This is a genomic window from Bacillus sp. FSL W8-0102 (assembly GCF_038007225.1).
Lineage (GTDB): Bacteria > Bacillota > Bacilli > Bacillales > DSM-4216 > Bacillus_O > Bacillus_O smithii.
In genome coordinates this window covers 806,570-832,515 of the sequence record NZ_JBBOWT010000001.1, presented here as the reverse complement: position 1 = coordinate 832,515, position 25,946 = coordinate 806,570, and the positions used below count along the sequence as shown (strand labels likewise).

Sequence of the window (25,946 nt, the reverse complement as noted above, 5' to 3'; positions counted from 1 at the left end):
AATTCCTCCTCAAAATTAGTCGCGGACAGCGAAGGAAACGTCCCCTAATTGATCCAATTTTCCATGGACAACATCTCCGTTTGCAAGCATAATCGCCTCTGTTATCGCTCCTGCCAAAATGATATCGCCTGCTTGCAGCTTTTTGCCGGAGCGGGCCAGCATATTGGCAAGGGCAGCGATGGAATTGGCCGGATGATTTAATATCGCGGCACCCGCACCATTCGCTTTTAATTCCCCATTAATGTACAATACAGCCCCGGTCAGCTCCAAGTCCGTTTTCAAGGAAGAAACAGGCGTCAACTTATTTCCAATGACCACACGGGAAGCGGATGCATTATCGGCAATGACATCAGGAAGTGTAAATTGAAAATTTTTATATCTGCTGTCTATAATTTCAAGAGCCGGTGCGACATAAGCCGTTGCCGACATCACTTGAGCACTTGTGACGCCAGGGCCTTCTATATCCTTTCCAAGGAAAAAGGCGATTTCGATTTCCACTTTAGGATGGATGAATTCGGAAAAAGAGACGGTTTCTCCGCTTTCAATCAACATATCATCCAAAACATAGCCATAAATCGGCTCATTGACTTTCATTTGCTGCATTTTAGCAAAGCTCGTTAGCCCCATTTTGGGCCCGATTATCCGATGTCCGTTTGCTAATTTCAAATTGACCAGCTCTTCCTGAATTCGATACGCTTGCTCAGGCGTCAAATCAGGAAGTTCAGAAGTCAGCCGGACGACTTCTCTTTTTTCTTTTTCAGCATTGATTAAAAATTCCGCCAATTCCTGATATTTTTTCCTATCCAAATTCCTTTCCCCCTAGATGAATGTTTTCACTTTTGATGCTAGTTCCGAAGCCACTTGTAGAATCATATCTTCTTGTCCCCCAACCACTTTTCTTTTGCCCAGCTCCACCAAAATGTCTCTTTCGTCTACTTGAAAACGCTCTGCCGCTTCCTTAGCATGCAATAAAAAGCTGGAGTATACCCCGGCATAACCTAAAATTAAACTGGCTCCGGTAATTTCTTGAGGACGAGGCATATAGTCTGCCACAATATTCGCTGCGTCCATAATCTTATACAGATCAATGCCGGTTTGATGACCCAGTCGATTTAGCACTGCGATCATTACTTCTGTTTGTGTGTTTCCGCTTCCCGCTCCCAACGCCCTCAAACTGCCGTCAATATATGTCGCTCCTTCTTCTATAGCGGCTAATGTATTCGCCATAGCCAACGACAAATTATTATGTCCGTGAAAACCAATATCCACTCCCAGCTCGCTTCGCAACGCGGCAATTTTCTCTTTTACCTCGTGAGGCAGCAATGCCCCCGCCGAATCTGTTACATAAACGACTTCAGCTCCATAGCTTTCAAACAATTTCGCCTGTTCCACCAGTTTGGAAGTAGGCGCCGAATGAGCCATCATCAAAAACCCAACTGTTTTTAAACCAAGATTCCTCCCTAATTCAATATGTTGCTTGGCAACATTGGCTTCTGTCACATGTGTCGCCACACGAACCATATCTGCTCCTGCTTGAACCGCTTCTTTTAAATCTTCTTTAATGCCAATTCCCGGCAAAAGCAAAACAGAAATTTTCGATTGCTGACATTCTTCTTTTGCTGCTGCAATTAATTTCATTTCGTTCACTTTTGAAAATCCGTATTGCAAAGAAGATCCGCCAAGACCATCCCCATGGGATACTTCAAAATATGGGACTCCCGCTTCATCCAGTGCACGAGCTGTCGACCGCACTTGTTTTTCGGTAAAAGCATGTTTCATAGAGTGGCTTCCGTCCCTTAACGTCACATCCACAACCGTTAAATGTGCCATTTTCAATCCCCCTTCACTGTTTCTGCAACTGCGACAGTTTTTTTCTAGCAAATTCTTCCGCCACTTTCCGAGCAGATGCCGTCATTATATCCAAATTCCCTGAATACGGAGGAAAGAAGTCTCCCGCTCCTTCCACCTCAATAAATACAGATACTCGTTTGCCTTTAAATATCGGTTCGGTTCTCAGTCTATAACCCGGGACATACTCTTGAACTTTGGTTACCATTTTTTTAATCGATTCAGTGATTTCTTTTTCTTTTCCTTCTTCCTCTACCAATGCATGAATGGCATCGCGCATCATGATCGGCGGTTCTGCCGGATTTAAGATAATAATCGCCTTGCCTTTTTTCGCTCCACCAATCACTTCGATTCCTCTTGCCGTGGTTCTCGTAAACTCATCAATATTGGCTCGTGTTCCCGGACCCGCACTTTTGCTGGCGATCGTCGCGACAATTTCTGCGTATTCTACAGAAACAACGCGGCAAATGGCATGGACAATAGGAATGGTTGCCTGTCCTCCGCATGTAATCATATTGACATTCGGCTGATCTAAATGCTCGGTTAAATTTACGGCAGGAACAGCAAACGGACCTATAGCAGCAGGGGTTAGATCAATCACCTGTTTTCCAAGCTTCCCTAATACTTGATTATGGTAATCGTGAGCTTTAGCCGTTGTAGCATCAAAAAGAATATCCGCCAATTCTGGATGCTGCAAAAACCCTTCAATTCCATTGCTAAAAACGGTGTAGCCGCGTGTTTTGGCTCGTTTCAATCCCTCTGAATCCGGATCGATTCCAATCATAGTGGACATTTCAAGAACATCGCTTTTTTCGATCTTATACATTAAGTCAGTTCCAATATTTCCGGAGCCAATAATTCCAACCTTCACTTTGTTCACTTGAAAGCCCCCTTTGTTTTTTAATCACCAAATTTCATACTAACCTCGCCTATGTGGGCCAGTTTGGCGTGAAAATAATCTCCAGGCTCAGCCGCTACCGCTTCGGACAAAGCTCCCGATAAAATCACTTCGCCTGCTTTTAATGAAATGCCATAATCATGCAATTTGTTGGCAAGCCAGGCAACGCATTTTGCCGGATGGCCCATGGCAGCTGCACCTGCACCTGTATTTATCAATTCACCATTTTTATACAGAGCCATCCCAATGATTGTTAAATCAAGATCTGCTATGGAAGTCGGGCTTCCACCAATCACAAAAAACCCGGAGGAAGCGTTGTCTGCTACTGTATCTACTAATTGAATATCCCAATCGCGAATTCGACTATCGACAATTTCTAATGCCGGCACTATATAATCAGTGGCCAGCAAAACGTCTACTTCCGTCACATTTGGTCCTGTTAAGTCTTTCTTTAGCACAAAAGCAATTTCTGCCTCGACTTTCGGCTGGCAAACTTTTTGCCATGAAAGTATCCCATGGTTTTCTAAAATCATTCCATCCAGCAAATGCCCATAATCAGGTTCGTTGACCCCCAATAACGTTTGCATAGCAAGAGACGTCAACCCAATTTTTTTCCCAACAATCTTCTCGCCGGCATTGAGCTTTTTTTGTATGTTCAGCAGCTGAATCTGATAAGCTTCTTCTTCCGTCAGTTGTGGATATGTCTTGGTGAACGGCTCGATCCCTTTCCTTGTTTTCTCTGCATCCAACAATTGCTGTGACAGCAGTTGAATCTGATTTTGTGTCATTTTATCACCCTTATAATTTTATACAAATATTGGATAATTCAGTGTAAAACCTGAATCCGTGATGAATTGAAATCGACTTTGATTTTGTTGTAATTTTGATGGATTGATAATCCATAAAACCCTTTTTATGCTTATGACCTATGTCATCTCTATTTCCGAAAATGGAACCAATCTCTTTTTTAGGTATACGAACCAAAAAAAGAGACAAAAAAGCACAGGGAGTGACGTTGGACATCAGCGACCGAACATTCGTTCGTTATCTTGCCTCTCTCCATTTCTGATAGACGTTCAGTAGGGGCTCGCTATAACCACTCCTTCGCGTCAGTTTCATCCAGATCTGTCGTGATCGACGGACGAGTCGCCCTGCCATCGTGATCACCGTCTGAATAATCGTCTTGATGCGGCGGCGTTTCACTTTGTGGTGCAACGGATGTCTCGGATCGCTTAATAGATCTTGTCCAATCAGACGAAGAAGATTGTAAACGAAGGCTCCCATGACCAACACGAGCGCATTCGTTTTCATCTTCCCAGATGGAAGCCGCTCTAAATCTAAGTCGCTCTTCAGTTCGCTATGAAACTGTTCGCATGTCGCATGGTCATGATACAACGCGAGCACATCGCTCATTCGAACATGCTCGTATCCTTTGAGCCGCACCCAATAGCTTTCCACTTCATAATCAGGAACGAGCATCAGCTGTCCATTGCGTTCCATCGTCCGTTCCGTCACTTGGGTGACTTGAACGTACGTATACGTGTTTCCATCGATCGCTGCCTTCTGTGGAAGGCATAGCTCATAGGTTTGTACTCCTTCGCTTTGTCCATCATCGACACGTTTGCCCTTTTGCGAAGCGATCTGGAACCAAAGCGCTTTCGATTCTCGGCGTAAGTTTCGCTTGATGACAAAGTCCACGTCTTCCTTTAGGCATACGTGCACATTCGCTTCTGCATCGTTTCCTGCATCCATGCGAACAAGCAGACGAGATGAAGTCAGTTGACGAGCTCGACGGATAGCGGTGACTAAAAACGAGGGCATGTTGTCTTGCACATGTTGTTTCCCTGGACGCAACTCGGCATGAACGAGATACCCTTCCTTCCCTGCATACGCAAACAACGGTGTAAAACCGTCAAATCCTTTATACGTTCGACTGACTCCTTCTTTTTTCGTATCGGAGTTGTCAAATGGGGAACCATCTATATCAAGGGGAAGCCATGTCGTCTTTCCTTTGGTCCAACAAGGGGACAAAGTGGCATGTCGTTGAATCAACAGACGTATGGACTCCTCCCAAAGAATCGTTTCGGTCATCGGAAGACAAGCGAGCTGATCGAGTCGTTGTCGCAAGGTTGGAGAGGAAGGCACGTGCTGAATCCCCATCGATGCCGAAAAGATATCGTCCTGACGATACGCTTCGATATGATCGAAATCCGTTTTTCCTGTGGCAAGCAAGCCAATCATCGAGCGAATGACATCGCTATGGGAAATGTGCACTTCTCGACGAACCGTTGGAAGCCGAAGTGCGTTTACCCGTTTATCCAGTTTCGTTCGATGGAGTAAGTAGCCAACGAGAGCAAGCCCAGCACTTGGGGTAATCGCTTCATCTGTCAATACAAACCGAATCGGGAAATCTTTCATCACATCACCTACTTGATGAAGAATCGTCAACGTCGTTTTTCCTTATCGTATCAACGGTTTGCGACCATTGTAAAGATGTTTTGTCACGGATTCAGGTGTAAAACTCAAAGCTGTGCATTCCGCCTTCCCTGCCAATTCCGCTTCTTTTCATGCCTCCAAAAGGTGTACGTAAATCGCGCAAAAACCAGGTGTTGACCCAGATGATTCCTGCTTCTATTTGCCTGGCCACCCGGTGGGCACGGCGCAGATCATTCGTCCAAATGGTTGCGCTTAATCCATAGTGGGTATCATTCGCCTGTTCAATCACTTCCTCTTCTTTGTCAAAGGGGAGAACGGTAACAACCGGACCGAAAATTTCCTCTTTGACACAGCGGGAATTCCGATCCAATCCAGCGATAATAGTTGGCTCTAAATAATAACCTTTGTCCAATCCCGCCGGACGTTTTCCGCCTATCACAATGTTTCCGCCTTCTTCTTGGGCAATTTTAAGATAGCTCGATACTCTTTCATAATGTTCTTTCGAAATCAATGCTCCCACTTTGCTGTTAGGATCTAAAGGATCACCGACCATAAGTTCTTTTGTTTTTTGAACAAACTTCTCCATAAATGCATCCAAAACCGGACGTTCGACATAAATGCGAGAGCCAGACAAACAAACTTCACCTTGATTGATAAAACTGGATTTGATGGTTGTTTCAATGACTTCATCCAAATCCGAGTCTGCAAAAATAATATTGGGGTTTTTCCCGCCCAGTTCATAAGACAATTTTTTCAACGTTTTGGCAGCTGATTGCATAATGACGGTCCCCGTTGACGTTTCACCGGTAAAACTGATGGCATCTACATCCAGATGTTCGGAAAGAGCTGCGCCTGCTGAATCGGGACCAAAACCATGCACTATATTCACGACTCCATCCGGAACGCCTGCTTCTTTACAAATTTCCCCCAATAAAGTCGCTGTCATCGGCGTCCATTCTGCCGGTTTCATAACAGCTGTATTTCCGGCAGCCAAACAAGGAGCTAATTTCCAAGTCAGCAATAACAACGGCAGATTCCAAGGATTAATCAATCCAACAACTCCTACCGGACGGCGAACGGCATAATTGATCGCTATATTGTCTTGTTCATAGGCTTCCGTCCCTACTGAAATCATATAGTCGGCAAAGAAATGAAAATTATAAGCAGCTCTCGGGATATCCAGTTGTTTGGCCAACCAAAGCGGTTTTCCGGTATCCAACGTTTCCAACATAGCTAGTTCATCGATTCTTTCCAAAATAATATCGCCAATTCTGCGGATGATTTTCGATCTTTCTTGTGTGGATATTTCCTTCCAGGGTCCATTTAATGCTTTTCTTGCGGCGGCGACGGCAAGATCAATTTCTTTTTTTCCGCCTTCCGCCACCGTCCCGATTACTTCCTCTGTTGCCGGATTAATATTTTCAAACGTTTTATGATCCACAGAAGAACAATACTTTCCATTGATAAAATGCAAACAATCCATCGTTTTTGTTTCGGCTGTTATGGATGTCATCATTCATACCCCCTGTTTATTTTCTGAAAATCAGTTGCTTTAACATAAGGGTAGAAAATGGGGGAAACGCCAACAACTTGGTTGTTCTTCTATGCGAAACAAAGATGAAAATTTTAAATTTATTTAATATTCAAAAATTATGTGATAAAATAATATCACTCCTCTCGTTCAGGTACCGAACAAGTTGCTAACTGTTATGATATCGCTTTTAATCATCTTAAAGTCTTGATCGTCCTCGTTACCCATATTTAGAAAGGAGCTAATCGAATGGCAAAAACCAAGAACAAGTCCAATTCTTTAGATAATGCTTTAAAATTATTGGACTTATTTTCAATGGATGTATCAGAGCTTGGAGTAACCGAAATCGCCAACAAGCTGGGCATTGCCAAGAGTACTGCCTATCGACTCCTTATTACATTGGAAAGCGAAGGATTCGTTATGAAAAATAGGGAAACGAGTCGTTATCACTTGGGAGTTCCCTTATTGGCGTTAGGAAATCTTGTAAGTTCCCGTTTGAAGATATTGGAAGTAGGCCGACCTATTATACAGCAATTAGTCGAAAAAACCGGAGAAAGTGCCCATATTGCCATTTTAAAAAACGGGGAAGTTTTTTATCTTTGCAAAGAAGATTGCAAACACCCCGTTGAAATGCTGACGCATATTGGCCGTAAAAATCCTCCTCATTGCACAAGCGCAGGCAAAGTCATATTTGCTTACAAGCCTAAAGATTTCATAGAAAACTATATAAAAGAACACGGTCTTCATCCTTATACACCATATACGATCACTCATCCGGAAGAATTTTTACGCGTATTAAAACAGATCAAACAGCAAGGATATGCGATTAGTAAAGAAGAGCTTCATGAAGGAATCACTTCCATCGCTGCTCCCATAACGGTCAATCAGCAAGTGGCTGCTTCTGTCAGTATCGTCGGATCGATCAAACGAATTCATCCTACCAACTATTATTCGCTGACGAAATCAGTGATTCAAGCAGCGGATCAAATTTCTCACAAATTAAAAACGTTATAGCTCCCTTCATCCTATCTGCCTTCACTACATCTGAATATGATTCCATTTTTGAAAAAGGAGTGACCAAAGTGCAAAAGGATGGTGCCAATGAAAAATATTTTTTAGGATCGGTCAAAAATGCTATAAGAATTTTAAAATTATATTCACGTCCAAAACAAGAATATGGAATTACAGAAATCGCCCACCAGTTGGACATCCATAAAACCACCGTCCATCGGCTCGTCACCAAACTTTGCAGCAAAGGCTTTTTAGAACAAAATCCCCATACGAAAAGATATCATCTTGGTTTATCCATCCTCGGTTTAAGCGGACTGGTCACCACTCATTATGAAATATACAGAGTGTCTTTGCACGTGCTCAAACCACTCGTTGATGAGTTGGGAGAAACGGCTCACCTTGCCATATTGGAAGATCAACATATCGTCTATCTTCATAAAATCGAATGCCGCCATCCTGTTTCTCTTATGTCCAGTATCGGTCAACGAAATCCTGCTCTTAAAACCGGAGTGGGAAAAGTGATATTGGCTTATCAACCTGAAGAATATATCCAACATGTGATCGCGAAAAGCGGACCATACCATTGTGAAAAAACAGAAGCACAAATTCGGGCAGAACTGGACCAAATCAAAAAACAAGGGTATTCAATCGCCAAAGAAGAAATAAGTAAAGGAATTGTGAGTATTGGAGCACCCGTCAAAGATTATACCGGAAAAGTCATTGCGGGTATCAGCGTAGTGGGGCCATTAGATCGAATAAAGAAAATGAAAACTGGCTTTCTAGTAGATAAAATAATGAAGGCAGCCGCTGAAATTTCCGAAAATCTCGGATTTTATGAAACAAAGCAAAAAGCAGCTTCATTAGAGCGGAATTGAGAGGAGAAATTTTTTAAATTCACTTCGGATTTGTCCATAAAAATTACCTTAAGAGCGCAACGATTCGCTTAGATAAATGACTATTTCATTTATTTAGATCAAAGATGTTATGGCGGTGTTCTTTTAACTAAAGTGAATCGGTTATTTTTTGTCCGTCAAAATCCCAATCCCGCTCAATGATTAGGCAGAGTATAAGAATACCTACGGTGTTGCCCTTTATGTATTTTCGATAAACTTAGTTTCATATATCTATTTTCTTTAAACCGGATTTGCTTGGTAATAACATAAGCCCTCCTGAAGCGATGATCACCATTAGGAAAATCCACGCTATCGTATAACTTTTTTGCCAGTCCACGATCAATCCGAATAGAACGGGAGCTGCTATAATGGCAATTTGGTTTAAAGTAAGACCTATGCTCACGGTGTAGGCGATTTGATCTTCCGGTCCGTTTTCGGAAACATAAACGATATAGAGACTGTACCAGCCCATTCCAAAGAAACCTAATACAATACTGATTCCGACAAGGAGCCAGCTAGACACTCCTTCATCCAGCCACAAAAGAGAGAAAATAGATGCTATGGCCATGACAATACAAAGAATGAGAGGACGAACTCGATTTCCTTTTAACCAATTGTCACTTACCCACGCCAATACCACTCTTCCTAACATTCCGGAAATTTGCACCACAGCTAAATACAATCCTGCTTTTGTAAGGGAAACTTTTAATTCGTTTGTTAAAAATCCCATAAAATGAGCAACCAATATAAATTGGAGAGATACAAGTGAAACTCCTACAAAGAAAACAGGGTAAAGAGTTTTATTAAAACAAATCGATTTCCAGTTTTCTTTTTCTTCAGGATCTTTTTGATTTTCACTCTCACTTTTTGCCGGTTCCGCATCTTGATAGAGTAATAGAAATAAAAATCCACTGACAATAGCTAGACCCGCTTGGACTAAAATGGCCGTTGACACTCCAAAATGAATGGACAGCCATGGAATGCTGGCAGCCGCAATGGCTCCGCCTAATGGAATGCCTGTTTGTCTGATTCCCAGTGCCAGTCCCCTTTCTTTTACCGGAAACCAGTGGACGATGGCCTTGCTTCCCCCCGGTTGCGAAGCGCCATACCACGCCCCCACGATCATTAAAATCATGATTAAGTAGATATAATGATGAGAAAGCAACGTCGCCCCCATCGTGAGTCCAAGCAACAAACTGCTAATCCCTAAAATCCACCGTTCTCCGTATAGATCAATGGCTTTTCCTAAAAACATCATCGAAAACAAAGGACCGACATTGATAGCCGACACTAAAATGGCTGTTTGCGTTGGAGTTAAAAGATCCATTTTTCCCCAATAAGTGGATAACGGACCCATCCCTTGAGTAATCATTGCGGCCGTCATTTGTATCCAAGTAGCCAAAATTAAAATCTGCCAACGATTCCTGAGCATATAAACATCCTTTCTAATGGGGTCAGACCCCTTTAATATTTTAATACTTTAAAGATTTTGAATATTTGAGAATGGATTTTCTTTCATATGCTCTTCCACATACTGCTGATAGGTGATTCGTGAGCGATCTTTTGTGAAATAGGACAATGTTTTTTGTTTGTCGATATTGGGATTATCTTTCCCTGTAATATATGAATGGTAACTACTCCAAATGTAATCTTCCGGCTTTTCTACTAAATTTGCTCTGACTGGATTAAGATGAATATATTGGCTTACTTTAAGGAAATAATGATCATTTTCAATGAGTTGGGCTTTATAGCGACCTTGAAATACATGGCCGACAAGATCATAGCGACGATTAAAATACATGGCATACTCTGAATGAAAGTCTCTCATGATGAAGTGAAGGGGATCATGAATCGTTTCTAGTTGAAGATGAACGTGGTTTTTCATTAAACAGTAGGAATGAAGGATGAAGGGGTAACGGTTGCGGACAATTCGGAGATACTTTAAGTAGGTTCGATAATCGATTATATCTCGAAAAATTGCTTCTTTTCGGTTTCCACGAGCCGTAACATGATAAATAGCCCCAGGATACCACACACGCGGCTTTCTTGCTATCATAACCACCTCTATTTCATTTGAATATTTCGTACATTTCCATTATAATGACTTTTCAAACTTAAAAGCAAGAAAAAAAAGGGGCCTGACCCCTTTGTAGCTTTAAAGCGAAAAAGGGGTCAGGCCCCTTTTAATTGTTGATGTTTGTTAAATAGGCCTGGATAGGTGAGGAATCCTAAAATAATAGAAGTGAGAGTGGCGGCGGACATGATCATAAATACAATTAATAGTTGAAAGCGGACCGCTTGGACAGGGTCGGCTCCGGCTACGATTTGCCCAGTCATCATACCGGGAAGTTGAACAAGTCCAATGGTTCTTTGACTTTCGATAGTTGGAATGAGGCTTGAACGAATAGACTGTTTTAAAATGGGATAGATGGATTGTTTTATACTGCCTCCAAGAGACAGCACAAGCAAGACTTCTTCTTTTCGCATCTCCAGCTCACCTTTTAGACGATTTAAGAAAAGATTCGCGATGACCATGGAGTTTCCGATAATCATGCCGCTGATCGAAATAATATACGGCGGAGTTGCCGGCACGATATGTAATCCAAGCAAGAACGCTTGTGTAATGATTTCAACGATAGAAATCGTTACGAAAATTTTCCAAAAAATATAAGGTAAACCTTGTCCACGTTTCGCTGCATTTTTTGTCGCTACTATAATCATGAGCAGAAGCATCACGATGATGACAAGTGGATTATGAAAACCGAACACAGCTTTTAAAATATATCCAATCAAAAACAATTGTATAGTAGCCCGGATACTGGTGATCACCAAGTCACGGCCAAGCCCTAATTTAAAAGCGGTTGATAGAAAAAGCGAGATAATCACGAAGCTAAAACTTAACAAAACGGTAAGCAAATTCATTTATTTTCCCTCTTCATGTCTAAAAATTGTTTGGTTTTGGCTTCTTTAGGTTCAGCAAAAAATTGTTTGGTCGGGGCAGCTTCAATTAGTCTTCCATCCATAATGAACCAAGTTTGATCGCCGACACGTTCCGCTTGCGCTAAATCGTGAGTGACCCAAAGAATCGTCGTTTGCTGTTCACGATTCAGTCTTAAAATGAGTTCTTCAATCTCATGTCCAGAGATGGAATCAAGTGCGGAAGTGACTTCATCAAGCAATAAAACGGAAGGATTGTTGACCAATGTTCTAGCTAATGACAATCTTTGCCGCTGTCCGCCTGAAAGCTCTTTTGCTTCCCTTGTTAAAAGATCTTTCGATAATCCAACGTATTCCATATATTTTTCAGGATTGTCCAAAGTTCTACCTTGCAAACGAGCAGGCAGTGTAAGGTTTTCTAATGCAGTCCCTGTCAGCATAGGTGCATTTTGAAAGGCAATACCAACTTGACGCCTAAGTTCTTGGACTTCCCACTTCCGCACTTCTTTCCCCTGAATATGAACCTCCCCTTCATCAGGAGTGATAAGCAAATTGCATAATGATAAAATCGTGCTTTTTCCTGATCCTGAAGGTCCTATAATCGTTAAAATAGATCCTTTTGGAACTTTCCCGCTTATTCCCTTTAATACATGGATCGCCTCATTATGATTCATAAAAGTTTTATGGACGTTTTTCAATTCAACCTCTGTGATTATTGGATTGCCTGCATTCTCCATCTTTTCTCAATCCCACTTTTATACATTTTTAAAAAATATTGAATTCAATTCCATCTTACGATATTTTTCGCGGTACCGTCAAGAATTTTGTGTAATGTAAATGGGGTAGGGTTTCTCTGAAATGGATTTGAATTGATAGGGGACTGATTTTCTCCACACAAGAGACTGAATATTCAGTCTCTTGCGTGGAAAGGGAGAATCCCCTTATTTTGTTTATTTACAATATTTGGTTAACAATAACGTTCTTCAAACATTCGTTGAAGAGCTTCATGCGCTTCGGCAAATCCTCGTAACTTTCTTCCTGCCCATTTCTCGTTAAAATCTTGAATCGTCAAATACACGATTTTTTCAGCGGCTTCTAAACTACTCAAACTGTTCATCGGCTTTAGACGTTTCCGAATCTCTTTGATCGTTCGTTCAATGGCATTGGTCGTGTAAATCACACTTCGAATACTGCTTGGATAATCCATAAATGTAAGGAGGACATCCAACTCATTGGCCCAAGATTGAACTTCTCTCGGATACTTGTTCGACCATTTCGACTCAAACTGTTGAAACATCTGTAACGCCATCTCCTTATTCGGTGCGCGATAAATCAGTTTGAGATCCTCTGCCACTTCAAATTGATCTTTTTTCCGAACACGATTTAGGGTGTTGCGGACTTTGTGCACGACACAGCGCTGCACATCGGCTTTCGGATACACCGCCTTAAAGGCTTCCTCCAGCCCCGGAAGGCCATCGAAGACGCCAAGAAGCACTTCCTTGACGCCTCTTTGGTAGAGGTGTTGAAGAATTTCCTGCCATACATAGGCGCTTTCTTGTCCTCCCACAAAGAAATCAAGAATTTCGCGATATCCTTCTTCGTTCACCCCTAACACCACATAAACCACTTCTTTCTCCACGGTATCGCGACGAAGTTTTACATACAAGCCGTCTAAATATAAGACAGAATAACGTTTGTGCAGGGGACGTTTGTGCCATTTCTCAATGTCTTCTTTCACGATATCGGTCATACGACTGATCGTTGAAGGAGAATAGGCCTTGCCTAAAATTCGTTCAATAAACTTGCCAATTTCACGCGTACTCATACCACTTTGATACATCTTGATGATGGCTTCCTCGAGCCAGCCCGTATGGCGTTGGTAAGGAGCGAACAATTGGGTTTGAAATTCTCCGTTTCGGTCTCTAGGGACCAAAAGACCTTCAATCCGGCCATATTGCGTATCTAGATTTCGTTGATAGTAGCCGTTTCTCATATTCGATGTTCCGGCCTGCTCTATTTCGAGGAAATTCTTGATTTCTTCCCGCATGATCAGTTCTAATTTTTCCTTTACAAACTGACGAATGACACTTTCCAGTTGATTTGCCCAGTCGACATTCGGTATACTTCTTTTAGACATAGGTAGGGTACTCCTTTCTCTAAGATTTTTGGTCCAATCAGAGAATACCCTACCTTTTTTCTTTTGATCTAGTAAAATGCTTTACACAAAATTTTATACATCATCTTTTTCGCCTTATCTTCAAAAATTTATTTTATCCTTTTTAGAAATTCACAGTAAAAAAGGTATAACGCCAATCAACACACGTCATACCATTTAAGTTGCACAAATTCTTTATTTTGAATCTATCTTGTTAACCTCTTTTATACTTTAAAGCATCAAGGGGGTCAGGCCCCTATAAATATTTTCTTTGAATGCTTCGGCCGTTGTAGGTAAACAGCATGGCCCGTTCTTCGACGACTGTTTCCATGTGAACGGGGCGGCCCCATAATTGATAAATATAAGGAAGCACTTTTTCTAAATAATTCAAGTCAAGTTCAATCCCTTCATACCAGTGCTTTAAATACAATTCCCCATTTTTTAAATAGTCGCCATCGTTGACGGTTATATAGGGAAATCCGCCATTTACCCGCATATTCACCAGCTGATCGCGAACATTTTTCCACTCTTTATCCACAATCTTGTAATCATGGCCTTGTTTTTGGAAAAGAAACATGTCTTCGCGCATCACCAAATCCTTTGTTAAGTAATTGCGCAAAAATGAAATATCCGATTCAATTTCTCGTACTTCAAATATCTTATCCCGGCCGGAACCAGGAACGACACCGTGTTTTTTCATTTCATCACTAGGATGGTTCCAACGTTCTTCAATGTCTTCAAAAATCTTCAAACCGAGGTAATACGGATTAATGCTTGTTCGAGATGGCTGAACGACACTGGCATTTAATTTGGCAAATTCAATGGCTTCATCTGAAGTTAAATCTAATTCCCGCATAATTCGTTGATGCCAATACGAAGCCCAACCTTCATTCATAATCTTCGTTTCCAACTGCGGCCAAAAATAAAGCATTTCTTCTCTGATCATCGTCATAATATCTCGCTGCCATTCTGTTAATTCCCGGCTGTACTGTTCAATAAACAACACTAAATCCTTTTCAGGTTGAGGAGGAAATTTTTTCTTCTTTTTTCCGCCATCTTTCCTTACCGGCTTTTTCTCATCCAGCGACCATAAGTCATCGTATGGAGAGGCCGGTTTTGAATCTTCTTCCTCCTCCCACTCCTCTAAATCTTCCATACTCCACGCTAGTTGAGGTCTCATGAGAGACGGATCGATATGTTCTTCTATCGCCAAAACGGCATCAATAAATTGCTCCACTTCCTTTTTTCCGTACTGAATTTCATAATGACGGATCCGCTCTGCGGTCGCTGCCATGCTTTCGACCATATCTCGATTGGTATTTTGAAAACGAACATTGTTTTTGAAAAAATCGCAGTGTGCCAATACGTGGGCAACGATTAATTTATTTTGGATAAGAGAATTGGTATCAAGCAAAAAAGCGTAACAAGGATTGGAATTGATGACAAGCTCATAAATTTTGCTTAAACCTAAATCATAATGAAGCTTCATTTTAAAAAATTGCTTTCCAAAACTCCAATGAGAAAATCTAGTCGGCATCCCATATGCACCAAATGTATAAATAATTTCAGCAGGGCAGATCTCGTATCTCATCGGGTAAAAGTCCAGTCCAAAACCGCTGGCGATTTCCGTAATTTCCTCGATGGCGTATTCCAACTGTTTTTGTTCATTTTCCAGCATTCGCTTTCCCCCCTTTGTTCTTATAACAATTTATGAGAACAAAGGAGGTTTGATGAAAATAGAATAAGAAAGTGGCGAAGCTGGCCATTTATGTCAATTCTCAAATTTCATCCTGAATGGTTGTCGTTCTTATTTTGTTTGAACGCCTTTGCCAAAAAAGCGAAATGTGAAGGGCGCAAAAGGTGAAGCGAATCAATTTGAACAGCTCATATAAATGAGACAGCAGCAATGTCACTTCTTTTGATCGTCGCCATAAAAAAAGCATCTAGTCAACAAAAGCCGATTGCATATCCAATTTGTTTTACAGACCGACCAACATTTGCTTTGTGGATGTTGACGAAAATCACATACACTAATAACAACTCCTATACAAGGAGGGAAAGCCGCTTGGACAAAGTCGATTACGATCGTGCTTTATTCTATATCCACCGGTCAGAATGGGATAATTTGCTAATTTTAATGGTGCGCACAAAAGACCATTTTTTAGCTAAAAAAATTGAACATTTCTTGCATGCGAATTACTATTCCCATGATTATTTTGTGATAGAGCGTCGTTTATATGCATTGCTTCACTATATTGAGCATGCGAACAACACGTATAGCGTTACACATCCCTTTGAAGAAGCATTTTATTAGTACTGAGAATTCCACCAAACCAAAGGCTTGCCTCTCGAGGTAAGCCTTTCTGTCATCCATTTTCTTACATATATTTTTATTTTGCTCATTCGGGGCGTCTTGGATTATATTCTTGTTATTGTAAGTTATTCTATTTCTTTCACAGCTCTATCTTTTCCAAATTGGCAACAAAAATATTGCAGGTTTGGAAATTGGTCCTTGCTTTTCCTCATTATTTTTAAGAACCTATTGCTCCCGTTTTACAGTCCTTTGGTATGAACAAGAAAATCTTTTGAAAGAAAACTACAGCGCAAGCAATCCAATACTTTTCAACTATTTCCTGTTATAAAAAAGTGAACATGCGGTTACTTTTGATTATTTTATGTTTTGTACGTTTTCTTTTTCTTCAATCAATACTATAATTTTGAGAAGAGCTTATCTGGGGAGGATATTATGAAAAATTTGAAAGAAAATCTATTATTTCTCGCTTGGGGAGCTTCTGTCATCGCGATGATGGGAAGTTTATACTTTTCTGAAATCAGGGGTTATGAACCATGCGAACTTTGCTGGTATCAAAGAATTTGTATGTATCCGCTCACTGTATTTTTAGGGATGGCCGTGGTAAGAAAAGATTATCGTATGGCAATCTATTCTTCTGTCTTATCTGCCATTGGCGGGTCCATTTCTTTATACCATTATTCTTTACAAAAAGTATCATTTTTCTCTGATCATGCACCTGCTTGCGGGCGAATCCCCTGCACGGCGGAATACATAAATTGGTTTGGGTTTATCACCATTCCTTTTTTGGCTCTTGTAGCCTTTATCATTATTTTTGTTTCAAGCGTCATTGTATATAAAAAATGGAAGGAGGAAGTACATTGAAAAAGGTAATCATATTTCTGGCTATTGTGATCGTGTTATTTGCGGCCATCTTTTTTATCACCAAATATCAGCAAAATGAAGAAGCTAAAAACAATCCATATGGCAAGACCGATCTCCATCCTGAAACCATTGACCAATTGCATGACCCGAATTATCAAAATTTGATTTTGCCTGATGAACTAAAAAAGAAACTGGATCAAAAAGAAAGTTTGGTCGTTTACTTTTACAGTCCAACATGCCCTCATTGCAAAAAAACGACGCCGATTTTAATGCCTTTAGCAAAAGACATGAACGTACACGTTTATCAATATAATTTGCTCGAGTTTGATCAAGGATGGGATGACTATCATATTCAATATACCCCAACCATTGTGTACTATGAAAAAGGAAAAGAAAAATATCGTCTTGTCGGAGAACAACCAAAAGAAAAATTACGGAGCTTTTTAGAACAAACAATCAAAAAATAAAATTCACGATGAGGCTGACCCAAAAGGTCGATAAAATCGACTTTTTAGGGCTCAGCCTTTTTCTTTAGAATGATTTATTGGATATTATTGGTTGTAATTCGTGCACAGAAGATCATTCCCCTGTTTTATTCCCTCACTTTTTGTTGTTTTTCAGTGTATGTTGCCCACTTTTTCAAATTGTGGGCAACACAAATAAGACCCCATTCCACCGTTGTTTTGGAAAGGCCTCTTAATGTAAATCGTTGGAAGTGGCTGTTGTGCTTAATTTGAGCAAATACTGGCTCCACTTCTATTTTTCGTTGTCTATACTTCTTTTTCGCTTCCTCCGAGGTTAATCTTTCACGGACTTCTTGGCGCTGCTTCTGATTCTTCATGGAAACACTGATGCTTTTTGTGTTCTTTCCTTTTGCACAAGAAGATTGAAAAGGGCATCCATAGCAGTCTGTGCACATGTAAGTTCGTTTCACCGATTCATACCCATTTTCTGATTTCCGTTTTCTTTCGTAACTAAAGGTAAGTCGTTTATTATTTGCACAGATCCATTCGTCTAATTCCTCGTCATAAGTCATGTTCTCCAATTTACCGATTTGATTTTTCCAAGCTTTTGTTTGTTCCTTATCGAATGTGTTGTATTTAACCAGTGCTTCCATTTCTTCCTTTTCACAATAATCATAGTTTTCTTCGCTACCATAACCAGAATCGGCAATGAGTGTCTTTGGTTTTGGCCGATTATACTTTTTCATTAATTCAAAGTGAGGAATTAGGCAGCCGGGATCTCCGGCACGTTGATGTAGACTGAACCCTGTGATAAATTGTCCTTCCGTTCCGATTTGTACATTGTAACCAGCCTTTAATTGACCGTTCTTCATGTGGTCTTCTTTCATGCGCATGAAAGTGGCATCTTTATCCGTTTTTGAATAGCTGTTTCGGTCGCCAAATGTTGCTTTTTGTTCTTCATATTTTTGCTTTCTGGGCAAAAGATCCTTTTCCAATTGTCGTTTTGCTTTTTTCAGGGTTCGATTTGTAGGTTCCTGTTCTAATTTTTTCTCTACCTTTTTGATGGTCTCTTGGATTTTCTCGGAGGTAACAGGAGCTGCCTCCAATTTTTCTTGAAAATCCATTTCTTTTTCAGCTTGCTCATCTTCTTTCATTACTTCCTCAATCGATAAGACGATCTGTTTGTATTTCTCATCCAGCTTTGTATCGAACTTTTCGGTCGCCTTCCTCCAAACAAAAGTATATCGATTAGCGTTAGCTTCAATTTTCGTTCCATCAAAATAATAATCTTCAAGCTTTACTAACCCCTCCTGGCATAAAAGATCCACAATTCCGAAGAAGGTTTCATAAATGACATCCTTCATACGATTGGAGCGAAATCGATTGATTGTACGAAAATCAGGTTTTTGGTTTCCCGAAAGCCACATAAAATAAATGTTTTCTCCCAGTTGTTTAGCAATTTGCCGGGAAGAATAAATTCGATTGACGTAGGCATAAAGGATAATTTTTAACATCATTTTGGGATGGTAAGGCGGGCGGCCGCCACCAGGATGAAGAGAAAGAAGGATGTTTGGATTCATCTTTTCTACTGCCAAATCCACAATTCGGCAAAGATGATGTTCGGGGATTAGAACTTCTATATCCATTGGTAGAACTAATTGTCCTGTCGTGGTATAATTTATGTACATAAGAAAATCGTTCCTTTCCGGTAGATTGGTTGTAGTGACTAAATTATACCAAAAAAGAACGATTTTCTTTATTTTTTTGTACAGAGTTTCAAGATTAATTTTTCACTCTGTTGATTGGAGTGGAAGGCGCGAAGACTCCTGCGGGAGTACGGGACAGGGGAGACCCCGCAGGAGCGTAAGCGACGAGGAGGCTCCCCGGCACGCCCGCGGAAAGCGAAGCGCCTGGAACGGAAATCAACAGACCAGGTTCAAAGAACCATTCACAAAAAATGGGTGTCCCTAAAAGCTATACTTTTGGGACACCCTCATTATTGAATCATTAAGGGCGGTAATTCACACCAGAAAGGACGATCCCATAGAATGAAAACAATCAGAAAAGGGGAAATTGGAGAAATCACCATCCCTAAAAGCTTTTCCGGTCTTACAATTGCTGAATTTTTACAGCAAAAATGGAGAATACCAAAAAAATTGCTTCATGAATGGCGTATGAACCAATCCGTTTCTTTAAATGGAAAACCTGTATCACTGTCCGTGGTACTACAAGAAAAAGACCGCATTCAGCTGCCTTTATTTAATCAAAGCCCCTTGCCCGTTCCCCCTTCCTTTCAGCCCATTGAAGTTCTAATGGAGGATGATCATCTCATCATTGTGAATAAACCAGCCGGGATCACCACTCATCCCAATTCACCTGAAGATGCTGATACGTTGTTACATATGGTGGCAGGGCACTTGTGCGTGAACGGAGATATAGGGTTTGTACGACATGTGCACCGATTGGACAAAGATACAACCGGAGCTATTTTATTTGCAAAACATCCTCTCAGCTATTCGACTTTATCTTATTTGCTCGAAAAAAAAGAAATCAAGCGGACATATGTGGCCATCGTTCACGGAATTCTTTTTCAAACGAAGGGGACGATCAACAAGCCGATCGGAAAGGATCGCCATCACCCAACACGAAGAAGGATTTCCCCATCCGGCCAGTCAGCGGTTACTCATTATGAAGTTTTGGAAGTCGATCGAAAACAAAAATTAACCTTGATCCGATGCCGGCTTGAAACAGGCAGAACTCATCAAATCAGAGTTCATTTCAGTTCCATTGGACATCCGCTTGCCGGCGATATTCTCTACGGCGGTAAACCGGTCTTCCATCGGCCTGCTTTGCACTCGGAAAAAATGGAATTTATTCACCCTTTTACAGACGAAGCCATTCAATGTCATGCATCTCCGTTGGATAACGTGTTTGACGGTTTTCCCATCATCGAATAAAGAGAGTCGATTTCCGACTCTCTCAGAGTGTAGACAAAAGGCATCCGAATGTGTGTATTCGGATGCCTTTTGACATTTTTATACTTTAAAGGTTGGGATGAGGCTGGGACAAAACCCCCTCTAAAATGGAAACAGCCCATGAAATTTTGGAATGAAATTTCATGGGCTGTTTTTCATTTTTTCAATAAAAAACTGTAGTTGAGCAATTTTAATTACAATAATTACCATGTAAAAGAGACAAACAGGGTACCCCTTATGCCACGTGGAGCTGTTTTTTCACGGTATCAATGGGAATATTTTGTTTCGCTGCACGGTAAATGAACTCCACGAGGCTATGTCCTTTTCTCTTGCGCAGAAGATCGAGCCCATCAGAAAAATCGCTGTTCGACTCGAACATGCTGTACACGTAAGCAAGCTGCACCAAGATCCAGTAGCGTTTCACCGCCCGACGTCCGCGAACGCGGTATCCATCGAGTTTCAGCTGGTCTTTCGCTTGACGGAAAAAACATTCGATCGACCAACGCTGGGCATAGTAGCGCAAGATCTCTTCATCGCTTAGATCCCGGTCGGTGCTCAAGACGCAGTGAAGATGTTCCGATGTCATCGGCTGATCGGCTTTCCAAGCGAGCAGCACCACGGCATCATCGAGACCTTTGAGAGAGCCTTCGTAGCGATAAACCCGATAACGCTCTTCTCCCACCGTGACGAGGTGAGTGTCTTTCGGTTCGATGTAGCGGGCAAACTCCCTCACCTGAACCGCAATGCCTTTTGGATAAAGAAGCCGATTGGCCTTGAGCATTGCGATTACGTGGAATCCCTTTTTCAGACAAGCTTCCACGAGCGTTTGCGATGGATACCAAGAGTCCATCAGCACATAAACAGGACGGTGTACATCCAAAGAAGAAAGCATCTCGATCGCGAGTTCCCCCTTGCTTTTCCCAGCCGCCTTGTCGTAGAGGCGGAACGCAAAGGGAAAAGCCTGGGTCATCGTATGAACCATGAGCCAAACGAGAGAATGTCCCCAGATCGACTTTTTCTCTGTGTGAGAATAGTGCCAATCACACCCTTGAATGGCGTGCGTTGCCTGTGACGAAGGCTTGGTTTTTTGGCAAATCGTATCATCGATCGAAACAAAAAGGGGTTGATTCTCCTGTTTGGCGATGCGTTCGACACGACGAAGCATCCACTGTTGAAGTTTGCGAAGCAGCGTCTCTTCATCCCAAGGGCTTTTCGTGAAAAAATGGCTGAGTGTCGTGCGGTGGTTCGGATGAAAGCTCCAATGATGAAGATCGGTCAATGTTCCCGCAAATCCTTTGGTGGTCAGCGCATCCACGATATGAACGAGATGCTTCATGACAGGTTTTGAAAAATAAAGTGCCAACCCCAACATCGTGAAAAACTTGTGGATTCCTTGATGATGTGCTAATCTATTCATGAGACATGAACCTCCTTGTGAATAGTTTTGGTGACACATCTATTCTAATCAAGGAATCGGGTTCATGTCTCTTTTTTTGTTTGGTTGTAAATTTATGTTAGCGAATTTGCTCATCTATAGTAAAAAATAAGGACCTCTTCTGTTAAAATTAAGTTAGCACACAAAACCTAACAGAAAGAAGGGTCCTTATGTTCAAATATTATAACATGAATCAATTAGTTTTGCCTCTAGATTTAGAAATAAAATTACAAGAAAATGATATTGCCTTCCACATTCACCATTTAGTTGAAAGTATTCCAGATGAAGCCTTCCAGCCGTTTCTTCGAAATACAGGTTGTCCTGCTTATCATCCACGCATGATGCTAAAAATTATTTTGTGTGCCTATTCGCAGTCTGTCTTTTCAGGTCGAAAAATTGAAGCGCTATTAAAGGACAGTATACGAATGATGTGGTTGGCACAAGGATATGAACCAAGTTATCGGACGATCAATCGTTTTCGTGTGCATCCGGAAGTAAAAGAATTAATTCGTCAATGTTTTGTCCAATTCCGTTGCCAACTGGTGGAAGAAAAGTTAATCGATCAAGAAGCCATTTTTATCGATGGTACGAAGATTGAAGCGAATGCCAATAAATTTACTTTCGTATGGAAGAAATCCATTGAAAAATACAACCAAAGCTTAATTGAAAAATCCAATCAGCTCTACAACGAACTGTTAGAGAAGGAAATCATCCCTGAAATGGAGCGGGAAAATGAGGGAGAACTGTCCGTTGAAGAACTCGCTCAAATGGTGCAACAAGTCGATGAAGTGATTACGGAATATGACCAAAAGATAGAAGCATCGCCCGATGCCACAGAACGAAAAGCATTAAGAAGCGAACGGAAATATCCGAAGCGAGTGTACAAACAGTTGATTGACTTGATTTTACGTAAACAAAAGTATCAAAAAGACTTCGAAATCTTGGGTGAACGGAATAGTTATTCCAAAACAGACTTAGATGCGACGTTCATGCGAATGAAAGACGACTATATGAAAAACGGTCAATTGAAGGCTGGATACAACGTACAAATCGCAACAGAAGGTCAATACGCACTGGCTTATGGCATTTTTCCAAATCCTACCGATACACGTACATTGATTCCGTTCTTGAATGAGATTGAGAAGCATTATTTTCCATTGCCAAAATATATTGTCGCAGATGCTGGTTATGGTAGTGAACAGAACTATGAGGACATCCTTTCGAATCGAAAATGTGAGGCACTTATTCCATATACCATGTATGAGAAAGAACAAAAGAAGAAATATAAACAAAACCTATTTCATCCAGACAATTGGACGTACGACGAAGAAAGTGATACCTACACGTGTCCGAATCAGCAGCGGGTAACCTTCCGATATCGTTCTGTACGTACCGATAAGACCGGTTTCAAACGAGAATTGAAAATCTATGAATGTGAAAACTGTTCGGGATGTCCATTCCGTTCTTCATGTACAAAAGCAAAGGAAGGCAACCACCGAAAAGTCATGGTGAATGAAAAATGGGAACGACAAAAAGAATATGTAAGAGCGAAGCTTTCAGAAGAAAAAGCAGGTTCTATTTTCCGTCAACGTAAAATGGACGTAGAACCAGTTTTTGGATTCTTGAAGGCTAATTTGCGTTTCACTCGATTTTCCGTCCGAGGCAAATCGAAGGTGGAAAATGAAATGGGGATTGCCTTAATGGCCGTGAATTTACGGAAATACACGGCCAACAAAGATCAACTGACCAAAAATAATGGAGAGAAATGGAAAAAGGAGAATTTGAGTTGGCTCAAATTCTCCTTTTTCCTATTTTGAAGCTAGTTTTGTCCCAGCCTCTTTTATGCCATTATTGGACTTTTCCATGCCCAGCAGGCCATCTTTTTCAAATTCATTGCAGCAAAAGTTAGCATCGCCTGCATGGACAATTTTTTTAGACCTCTTAAGGTTGTCCAACGCATACCATGCTTTTCCTTTGCATCAGCAAAAACACGTTCAATAGTTTCTTTCCGTCTTGCATAAATGCTCTTATTCTCTTGTGTATGCCGAAGATGATCAGCTTCCTCTAAATAAAATTCCCATACATGTCGCTGAATCAGTTTTTTATGCTCCTTACTTTGGGTGCACTTCGAGAGGAATGGACAATCTTTACACTGGACTGGATCAGAAAAATATTGACGATAGCCTTCCTTCGTCGTAGTTGCATATTTTAACACTTGTCCTTGCGGACAAAGATAACAATCGTAGTATTCATCGTAAACATACTCATGTTTTTTGAAATAACCATCCTTTGTACGAGGGCGAGTATAAGGTAAAGCAGGGGTCATATCATTTTCAAATATGTATTGGGCAACGGCGGGAGTTTTATATCCAGCGTCAGCAGCAACTACAACCGGTTTTCCATGTTTTTCGATGACTTTTTCAAGAAGTGGCTCCAATACGGAACTGTCATGAATATTCCCTGGCGTTACAATAGCCCCCAAAACAAAGCCATTTCGATCCGCAGCAGCATGGAATGAGTAAGCAAACTGTTTTGTTCGCTCGTCTTTTACGTAGTAACCACTTTCCGGATCAGTGGTACTTTCTTTTATTTCTTTATATTCTTCTTTCCCAAATTTATCTGGAGGAAATGGCTTTTTTCCATGTGCTTCTCGATCAGCATTTATCTCATCTTGTAGACGTGCTTGATAGGCTTTCGTTTCTTTTCGAACCACTTTCTTCACAAATTTATGCTTATTCGCACTCGCTTTGACATGAGTAGAATCAATAAAGACATGCTCACTGCTTATCAGCTTCTTATCTGCAGCTTCTTTCAAAATGCGATAGAATATCTGTTCAAATAAGTCTGTATCCTTAAAGCGTCGCTCGTAGTTTTTCCCAAACGTTGAAAAGTGAGGTACCTTATCATAAAAACCAAATCCAAGAAACCAACGGTAAGCCAGATTCGTTTCGATTTCCTCTATAGTTTTTCGCATGGAACGAATACCGAAGGTATATTGGATGAAAGCCATTTTAATCAATACAACTGGATCAATACTTGGTCGACCTCTTTCCGATGAATACATGTCTTGAACAAGCGAATAGATAAATGAAAAATCAATAGCAGCGTCGATTTTACGAACCAAATGATCTGCAGGTACAAGTTGGTCTAAAGCTATCATTTCTATTTGATCACGATTCATCTGTGTATTTTTTGTTAGCACTTCATCCACCTCAATTCATTACGGTATCTTAATTATACAAAAAAAGACTGTCGGCAAATCCGGTTTTTTCGGATTTGTCGACAGTCTGAGAGAGTCGATTTCCGACTCTCTTTTTCACTTTAAAAATCAAAATTGTCAGGATCAGCCCCGTAGCGATGATTTTTATTCAAGCTGTTAATCTGCGCCATTTCCTCTTGGGAAAGTTGAAAATCAAATAACTCAGCGTTTTCTTTAATTCGTTCCGGATGCACTGATTTTGGAATAATCACCACTTCGTTTTGCAGATGCCAGCGCAGGATCACTTGAGCTTCCGTTTTCCCATGATTTTTCGCTATTTCTTTAAGGATCGGTTCTTGATCAAGTATCCGTGCTCTAGCTAACGGAGACCAAGCTTCCACTGCGATTTCATGATCACGGCAGAATTTACGCAAAGGTTCCTGGCTCAAATGTGGGTGGAGCTCCACTTGGTTGACCACCGGTTTTTCTTGGCTGTTCGCCATTAAATCTTCAAGATGATGGATTTGGAAATTGCTGACACCGATTGCCTTTACAACTCCTTCATTATATAAACGTTCCATTGCTCTCCATGTTTCCAAATATTTTTCTTTTACCGGCCAATGGATTAAGTAAAGATCCAAATAATCCATATCTAATTCTTTTAAAGAACGCTCAAATGCCTTTAACGTTGAATCATATCCTTGGTCGCTGTTCCATACTTTTGAAGTAATAAATATTTCTTCCCGAGATAGACCGGATTCTTTCACCGCTTTTCCAACGGCATCCTCATTTTGATAAAAAGCTGCCGTATCGATCATTCGATATCCATAATCAAGCGCTACTTTGACAGCGTTTATCGTTTCGTCTTTGTCAGTCATCTTATATACCCCAAGACCAACATAAGGCATTTTTATTCCATTATGTAATGTCACATGATCCTGTAAACTGCTTACCATATAGAACCCCCACTTTTCCTTTTTTCTTTTATT

General features: G+C 40.9%; 23 protein-coding genes. 7 read left to right on the top strand and 16 right to left on the bottom strand.

The features are described 5' to 3' along the window. Positions 1-15 precede the first annotated feature (15 nt). The 6 genes from N1I87_RS04030 to N1I87_RS04005 all read right to left on the bottom strand — a co-directional run bounded on the left by N1I87_RS04030 (position 16) and on the right by N1I87_RS04005 (position 6,695). Positions 16-807 (bottom strand): 2-keto-4-pentenoate hydratase, encoded by a 792-nt coding sequence (locus N1I87_RS04030; protein WP_341100722.1) that lies wholly within the window; start codon positions 805-807, stop codon positions 16-18. 12 nt (positions 808-819) lie between these two features. Then, entirely contained in the window at positions 820-1,830 is a 1,011-nt protein-coding gene (dmpG, locus tag N1I87_RS04025; protein WP_341100720.1) for a 4-hydroxy-2-oxovalerate aldolase, read from the bottom strand. A gap of 13 nt (positions 1,831-1,843) precedes the next feature. Beyond that, positions 1,844-2,728: an acetaldehyde dehydrogenase (acetylating) gene (locus tag N1I87_RS04020; protein ID WP_327798199.1), complete on the bottom strand. Its 885-nt coding sequence runs from the start codon at positions 2,726-2,728 to the stop codon at positions 1,844-1,846. A 20-nt stretch (positions 2,729-2,748) separates the two neighbouring features. Further along, positions 2,749-3,534, bottom strand: coding sequence for a 2-keto-4-pentenoate hydratase (locus N1I87_RS04015; RefSeq protein WP_341100718.1), 786 nt, complete (start codon positions 3,532-3,534; stop codon positions 2,749-2,751). Between the two features lie 256 nt (positions 3,535-3,790). Further along, positions 3,791-5,164, bottom strand: a complete 1,374-nt coding sequence (locus tag N1I87_RS04010) for an IS1380-like element ISGsp2 family transposase (protein ID WP_044899598.1) — start codon at positions 5,162-5,164, stop codon at positions 3,791-3,793. Between the two features lie 91 nt (positions 5,165-5,255). Further along, positions 5,256-6,695 (bottom strand): aldehyde dehydrogenase, encoded by a 1,440-nt coding sequence (locus N1I87_RS04005; protein WP_445285680.1) that lies wholly within the window; start codon positions 6,693-6,695, stop codon positions 5,256-5,258. A gap of 267 nt (positions 6,696-6,962) precedes the next feature. Between N1I87_RS04005 and N1I87_RS04000 the strand changes: the two genes are divergently transcribed. Then, positions 6,963-7,727 carry an IclR family transcriptional regulator gene (locus tag N1I87_RS04000; protein ID WP_340396194.1) on the top strand — a complete coding sequence of 255 codons (765 nt, stop codon included), beginning with the start codon at positions 6,963-6,965 and terminating at the stop codon, positions 7,725-7,727. A 68-nt stretch (positions 7,728-7,795) separates the two neighbouring features. Continuing rightward, positions 7,796-8,599 (top strand): IclR family transcriptional regulator, encoded by an 804-nt coding sequence (locus tag N1I87_RS03995; protein ID WP_327824910.1) that lies wholly within the window; start codon positions 7,796-7,798, stop codon positions 8,597-8,599. A 241-nt stretch (positions 8,600-8,840) separates the two neighbouring features. On the opposite strand, the gene N1I87_RS03990 is transcribed toward N1I87_RS03995, so the two are convergent. The 6 genes from N1I87_RS03990 to N1I87_RS03965 form a co-directional block, all read right to left on the bottom strand. After that, the gene (locus N1I87_RS03990) at positions 8,841-10,049 is read right to left on the bottom strand and encodes an MFS transporter (protein WP_341100715.1); all 1,209 of its coding nucleotides are present in this window, start codon (positions 10,047-10,049) and stop codon (positions 8,841-8,843) included. Between the two features lie 48 nt (positions 10,050-10,097). Next, positions 10,098-10,673, bottom strand: coding sequence for a transposase (locus N1I87_RS03985; RefSeq protein ID WP_341100714.1), 576 nt, complete (start codon positions 10,671-10,673; stop codon positions 10,098-10,100). A 116-nt stretch (positions 10,674-10,789) separates the two neighbouring features. After that, entirely contained in the window at positions 10,790-11,539 is a 750-nt protein-coding gene (locus N1I87_RS03980; RefSeq protein WP_341100713.1) for an ABC transporter permease, read from the bottom strand. Next, positions 11,536-12,291 (bottom strand): ABC transporter ATP-binding protein, encoded by a 756-nt coding sequence (locus N1I87_RS03975; protein WP_341100712.1) that lies wholly within the window; start codon positions 12,289-12,291, stop codon positions 11,536-11,538. Before N1I87_RS03975 ends, N1I87_RS03980 begins: the two co-directional genes overlap by 4 nt. A 230-nt stretch (positions 12,292-12,521) precedes the next feature. Then, positions 12,522-13,691 (bottom strand): IS256 family transposase, encoded by a 1,170-nt coding sequence (locus N1I87_RS03970; protein WP_341100451.1) that lies wholly within the window; start codon positions 13,689-13,691, stop codon positions 12,522-12,524. Between the two features lie 274 nt (positions 13,692-13,965). Then, positions 13,966-15,387 carry a SpoVR family protein gene (locus N1I87_RS03965; RefSeq protein ID WP_341100711.1) on the bottom strand — a complete coding sequence of 474 codons (1,422 nt, stop codon included), beginning with the start codon at positions 15,385-15,387 and terminating at the stop codon, positions 13,966-13,968. A gap of 387 nt (positions 15,388-15,774) precedes the next feature. On the opposite strand from N1I87_RS03965, the gene N1I87_RS03960 reads away from it, so the two are divergent. The 3 genes from N1I87_RS03960 to N1I87_RS03950 all read left to right on the top strand — a co-directional run bounded on the left by N1I87_RS03960 (position 15,775) and on the right by N1I87_RS03950 (position 17,351). Beyond that, entirely contained in the window at positions 15,775-16,023 is a 249-nt protein-coding gene (locus N1I87_RS03960; protein WP_270583374.1) for a YhdB family protein, read from the top strand. A gap of 432 nt (positions 16,024-16,455) precedes the next feature. Then, on the top strand, positions 16,456-16,884 hold the full coding sequence (locus N1I87_RS03955) for a disulfide oxidoreductase (protein ID WP_340396191.1): 429 nt from the start codon (positions 16,456-16,458) through the stop codon (positions 16,882-16,884). Further along, the gene (locus N1I87_RS03950) at positions 16,881-17,351 is read left to right on the top strand and encodes a thioredoxin family protein (protein ID WP_341100709.1); all 471 of its coding nucleotides are present in this window, start codon (positions 16,881-16,883) and stop codon (positions 17,349-17,351) included. The genes N1I87_RS03955 and N1I87_RS03950 overlap by 4 nt, the downstream gene beginning before the upstream one ends. Positions 17,352-17,476: 125 nt before the next feature. Here N1I87_RS03950 and N1I87_RS03945 read toward each other — a convergent pair whose 3' ends face one another. Beyond that, positions 17,477-19,036, bottom strand: coding sequence for an IS1182 family transposase (locus N1I87_RS03945; protein WP_270584763.1), 1,560 nt, complete (start codon positions 19,034-19,036; stop codon positions 17,477-17,479). Between the two features lie 360 nt (positions 19,037-19,396). Between N1I87_RS03945 and N1I87_RS03940 the strand changes: the two genes are divergently transcribed. Beyond that, on the top strand, positions 19,397-20,305 hold the full coding sequence (locus N1I87_RS03940) for an RluA family pseudouridine synthase (protein WP_327824907.1): 909 nt from the start codon (positions 19,397-19,399) through the stop codon (positions 20,303-20,305). Between the two features lie 253 nt (positions 20,306-20,558). Here N1I87_RS03940 and N1I87_RS03935 read toward each other — a convergent pair whose 3' ends face one another. Beyond that, positions 20,559-21,740 (bottom strand): IS701 family transposase, encoded by a 1,182-nt coding sequence (locus tag N1I87_RS03935; RefSeq protein ID WP_040037972.1) that lies wholly within the window; start codon positions 21,738-21,740, stop codon positions 20,559-20,561. 188 nt (positions 21,741-21,928) lie between these two features. On the opposite strand from N1I87_RS03935, the gene N1I87_RS03930 reads away from it, so the two are divergent. After that, on the top strand, positions 21,929-23,575 hold the full coding sequence (locus N1I87_RS03930; RefSeq protein WP_340397600.1) for an IS1182 family transposase: 1,647 nt from the start codon (positions 21,929-21,931) through the stop codon (positions 23,573-23,575). Positions 23,576-23,598: 23 nt separating this feature from the next. On the opposite strand, the gene N1I87_RS03925 is transcribed toward N1I87_RS03930, so the two are convergent. Then, entirely contained in the window at positions 23,599-24,960 is a 1,362-nt protein-coding gene (locus N1I87_RS03925) for an IS1182 family transposase (protein WP_341100430.1), read from the bottom strand. Positions 24,961-25,079: 119 nt separating this feature from the next. Beyond that, entirely contained in the window at positions 25,080-25,913 is an 834-nt protein-coding gene (locus N1I87_RS03920) for an aldo/keto reductase (RefSeq protein WP_341100708.1), read from the bottom strand. Positions 25,914-25,946: the final 33 nt, after the last annotated feature.

Bases quoted from the DNA above. Each gene is read 5' to 3' on its own strand.
- dmpG (WP_341100720.1), bottom strand. From the start codon at position 1,830: ATGGCACATTTAACGGTTGTGGATGTGACGTTAAGGGACGGAAGCCAC.
- N1I87_RS04015 (WP_341100718.1), bottom strand. From the start codon at position 3,534: ATGACACAAAATCAGATTCAACTGCTGTCACAGCAATTGTTGGATGCA.
- N1I87_RS04010 (WP_044899598.1), bottom strand. From the start codon at position 5,164: ATGAAAGATTTCCCGATTCGGTTTGTATTGACAGATGAAGCGATTACC.
- N1I87_RS04005 (WP_445285680.1), bottom strand. From the start codon at position 6,695: ATGACATCCATAACAGCCGAAACAAAAACGATGGATTGTTTGCATTTT.
- N1I87_RS04000 (WP_340396194.1), top strand. From the start codon at position 6,963: ATGGCAAAAACCAAGAACAAGTCCAATTCTTTAGATAATGCTTTAAAA.
- N1I87_RS03990 (WP_341100715.1), bottom strand. From the start codon at position 10,049: ATGCTCAGGAATCGTTGGCAGATTTTAATTTTGGCTACTTGGATACAA.
- N1I87_RS03985 (WP_341100714.1), bottom strand. From the start codon at position 10,673: ATGATAGCAAGAAAGCCGCGTGTGTGGTATCCTGGGGCTATTTATCAT.
- N1I87_RS03980 (WP_341100713.1), bottom strand. From the start codon at position 11,539: ATGAATTTGCTTACCGTTTTGTTAAGTTTTAGCTTCGTGATTATCTCG.
- N1I87_RS03975 (WP_341100712.1), bottom strand. From the start codon at position 12,291: ATGGAGAATGCAGGCAATCCAATAATCACAGAGGTTGAATTGAAAAAC.
- N1I87_RS03970 (WP_341100451.1), bottom strand. From the start codon at position 13,691: ATGTCTAAAAGAAGTATACCGAATGTCGACTGGGCAAATCAACTGGAA.
- N1I87_RS03965 (WP_341100711.1), bottom strand. From the start codon at position 15,387: ATGCTGGAAAATGAACAAAAACAGTTGGAATACGCCATCGAGGAAATT.
- N1I87_RS03955 (WP_340396191.1), top strand. From the start codon at position 16,456: ATGAAAAATTTGAAAGAAAATCTATTATTTCTCGCTTGGGGAGCTTCT.
- N1I87_RS03945 (WP_270584763.1), bottom strand. From the start codon at position 19,036: ATGTACATAAATTATACCACGACAGGACAATTAGTTCTACCAATGGAT.
- N1I87_RS03940 (WP_327824907.1), top strand. From the start codon at position 19,397: ATGAAAACAATCAGAAAAGGGGAAATTGGAGAAATCACCATCCCTAAA.
- N1I87_RS03935 (WP_040037972.1), bottom strand. From the start codon at position 21,740: ATGAATAGATTAGCACATCATCAAGGAATCCACAAGTTTTTCACGATG.
- N1I87_RS03930 (WP_340397600.1), top strand. From the start codon at position 21,929: ATGTTCAAATATTATAACATGAATCAATTAGTTTTGCCTCTAGATTTA.
- N1I87_RS03920 (WP_341100708.1), bottom strand. From the start codon at position 25,913: ATGGTAAGCAGTTTACAGGATCATGTGACATTACATAATGGAATAAAA.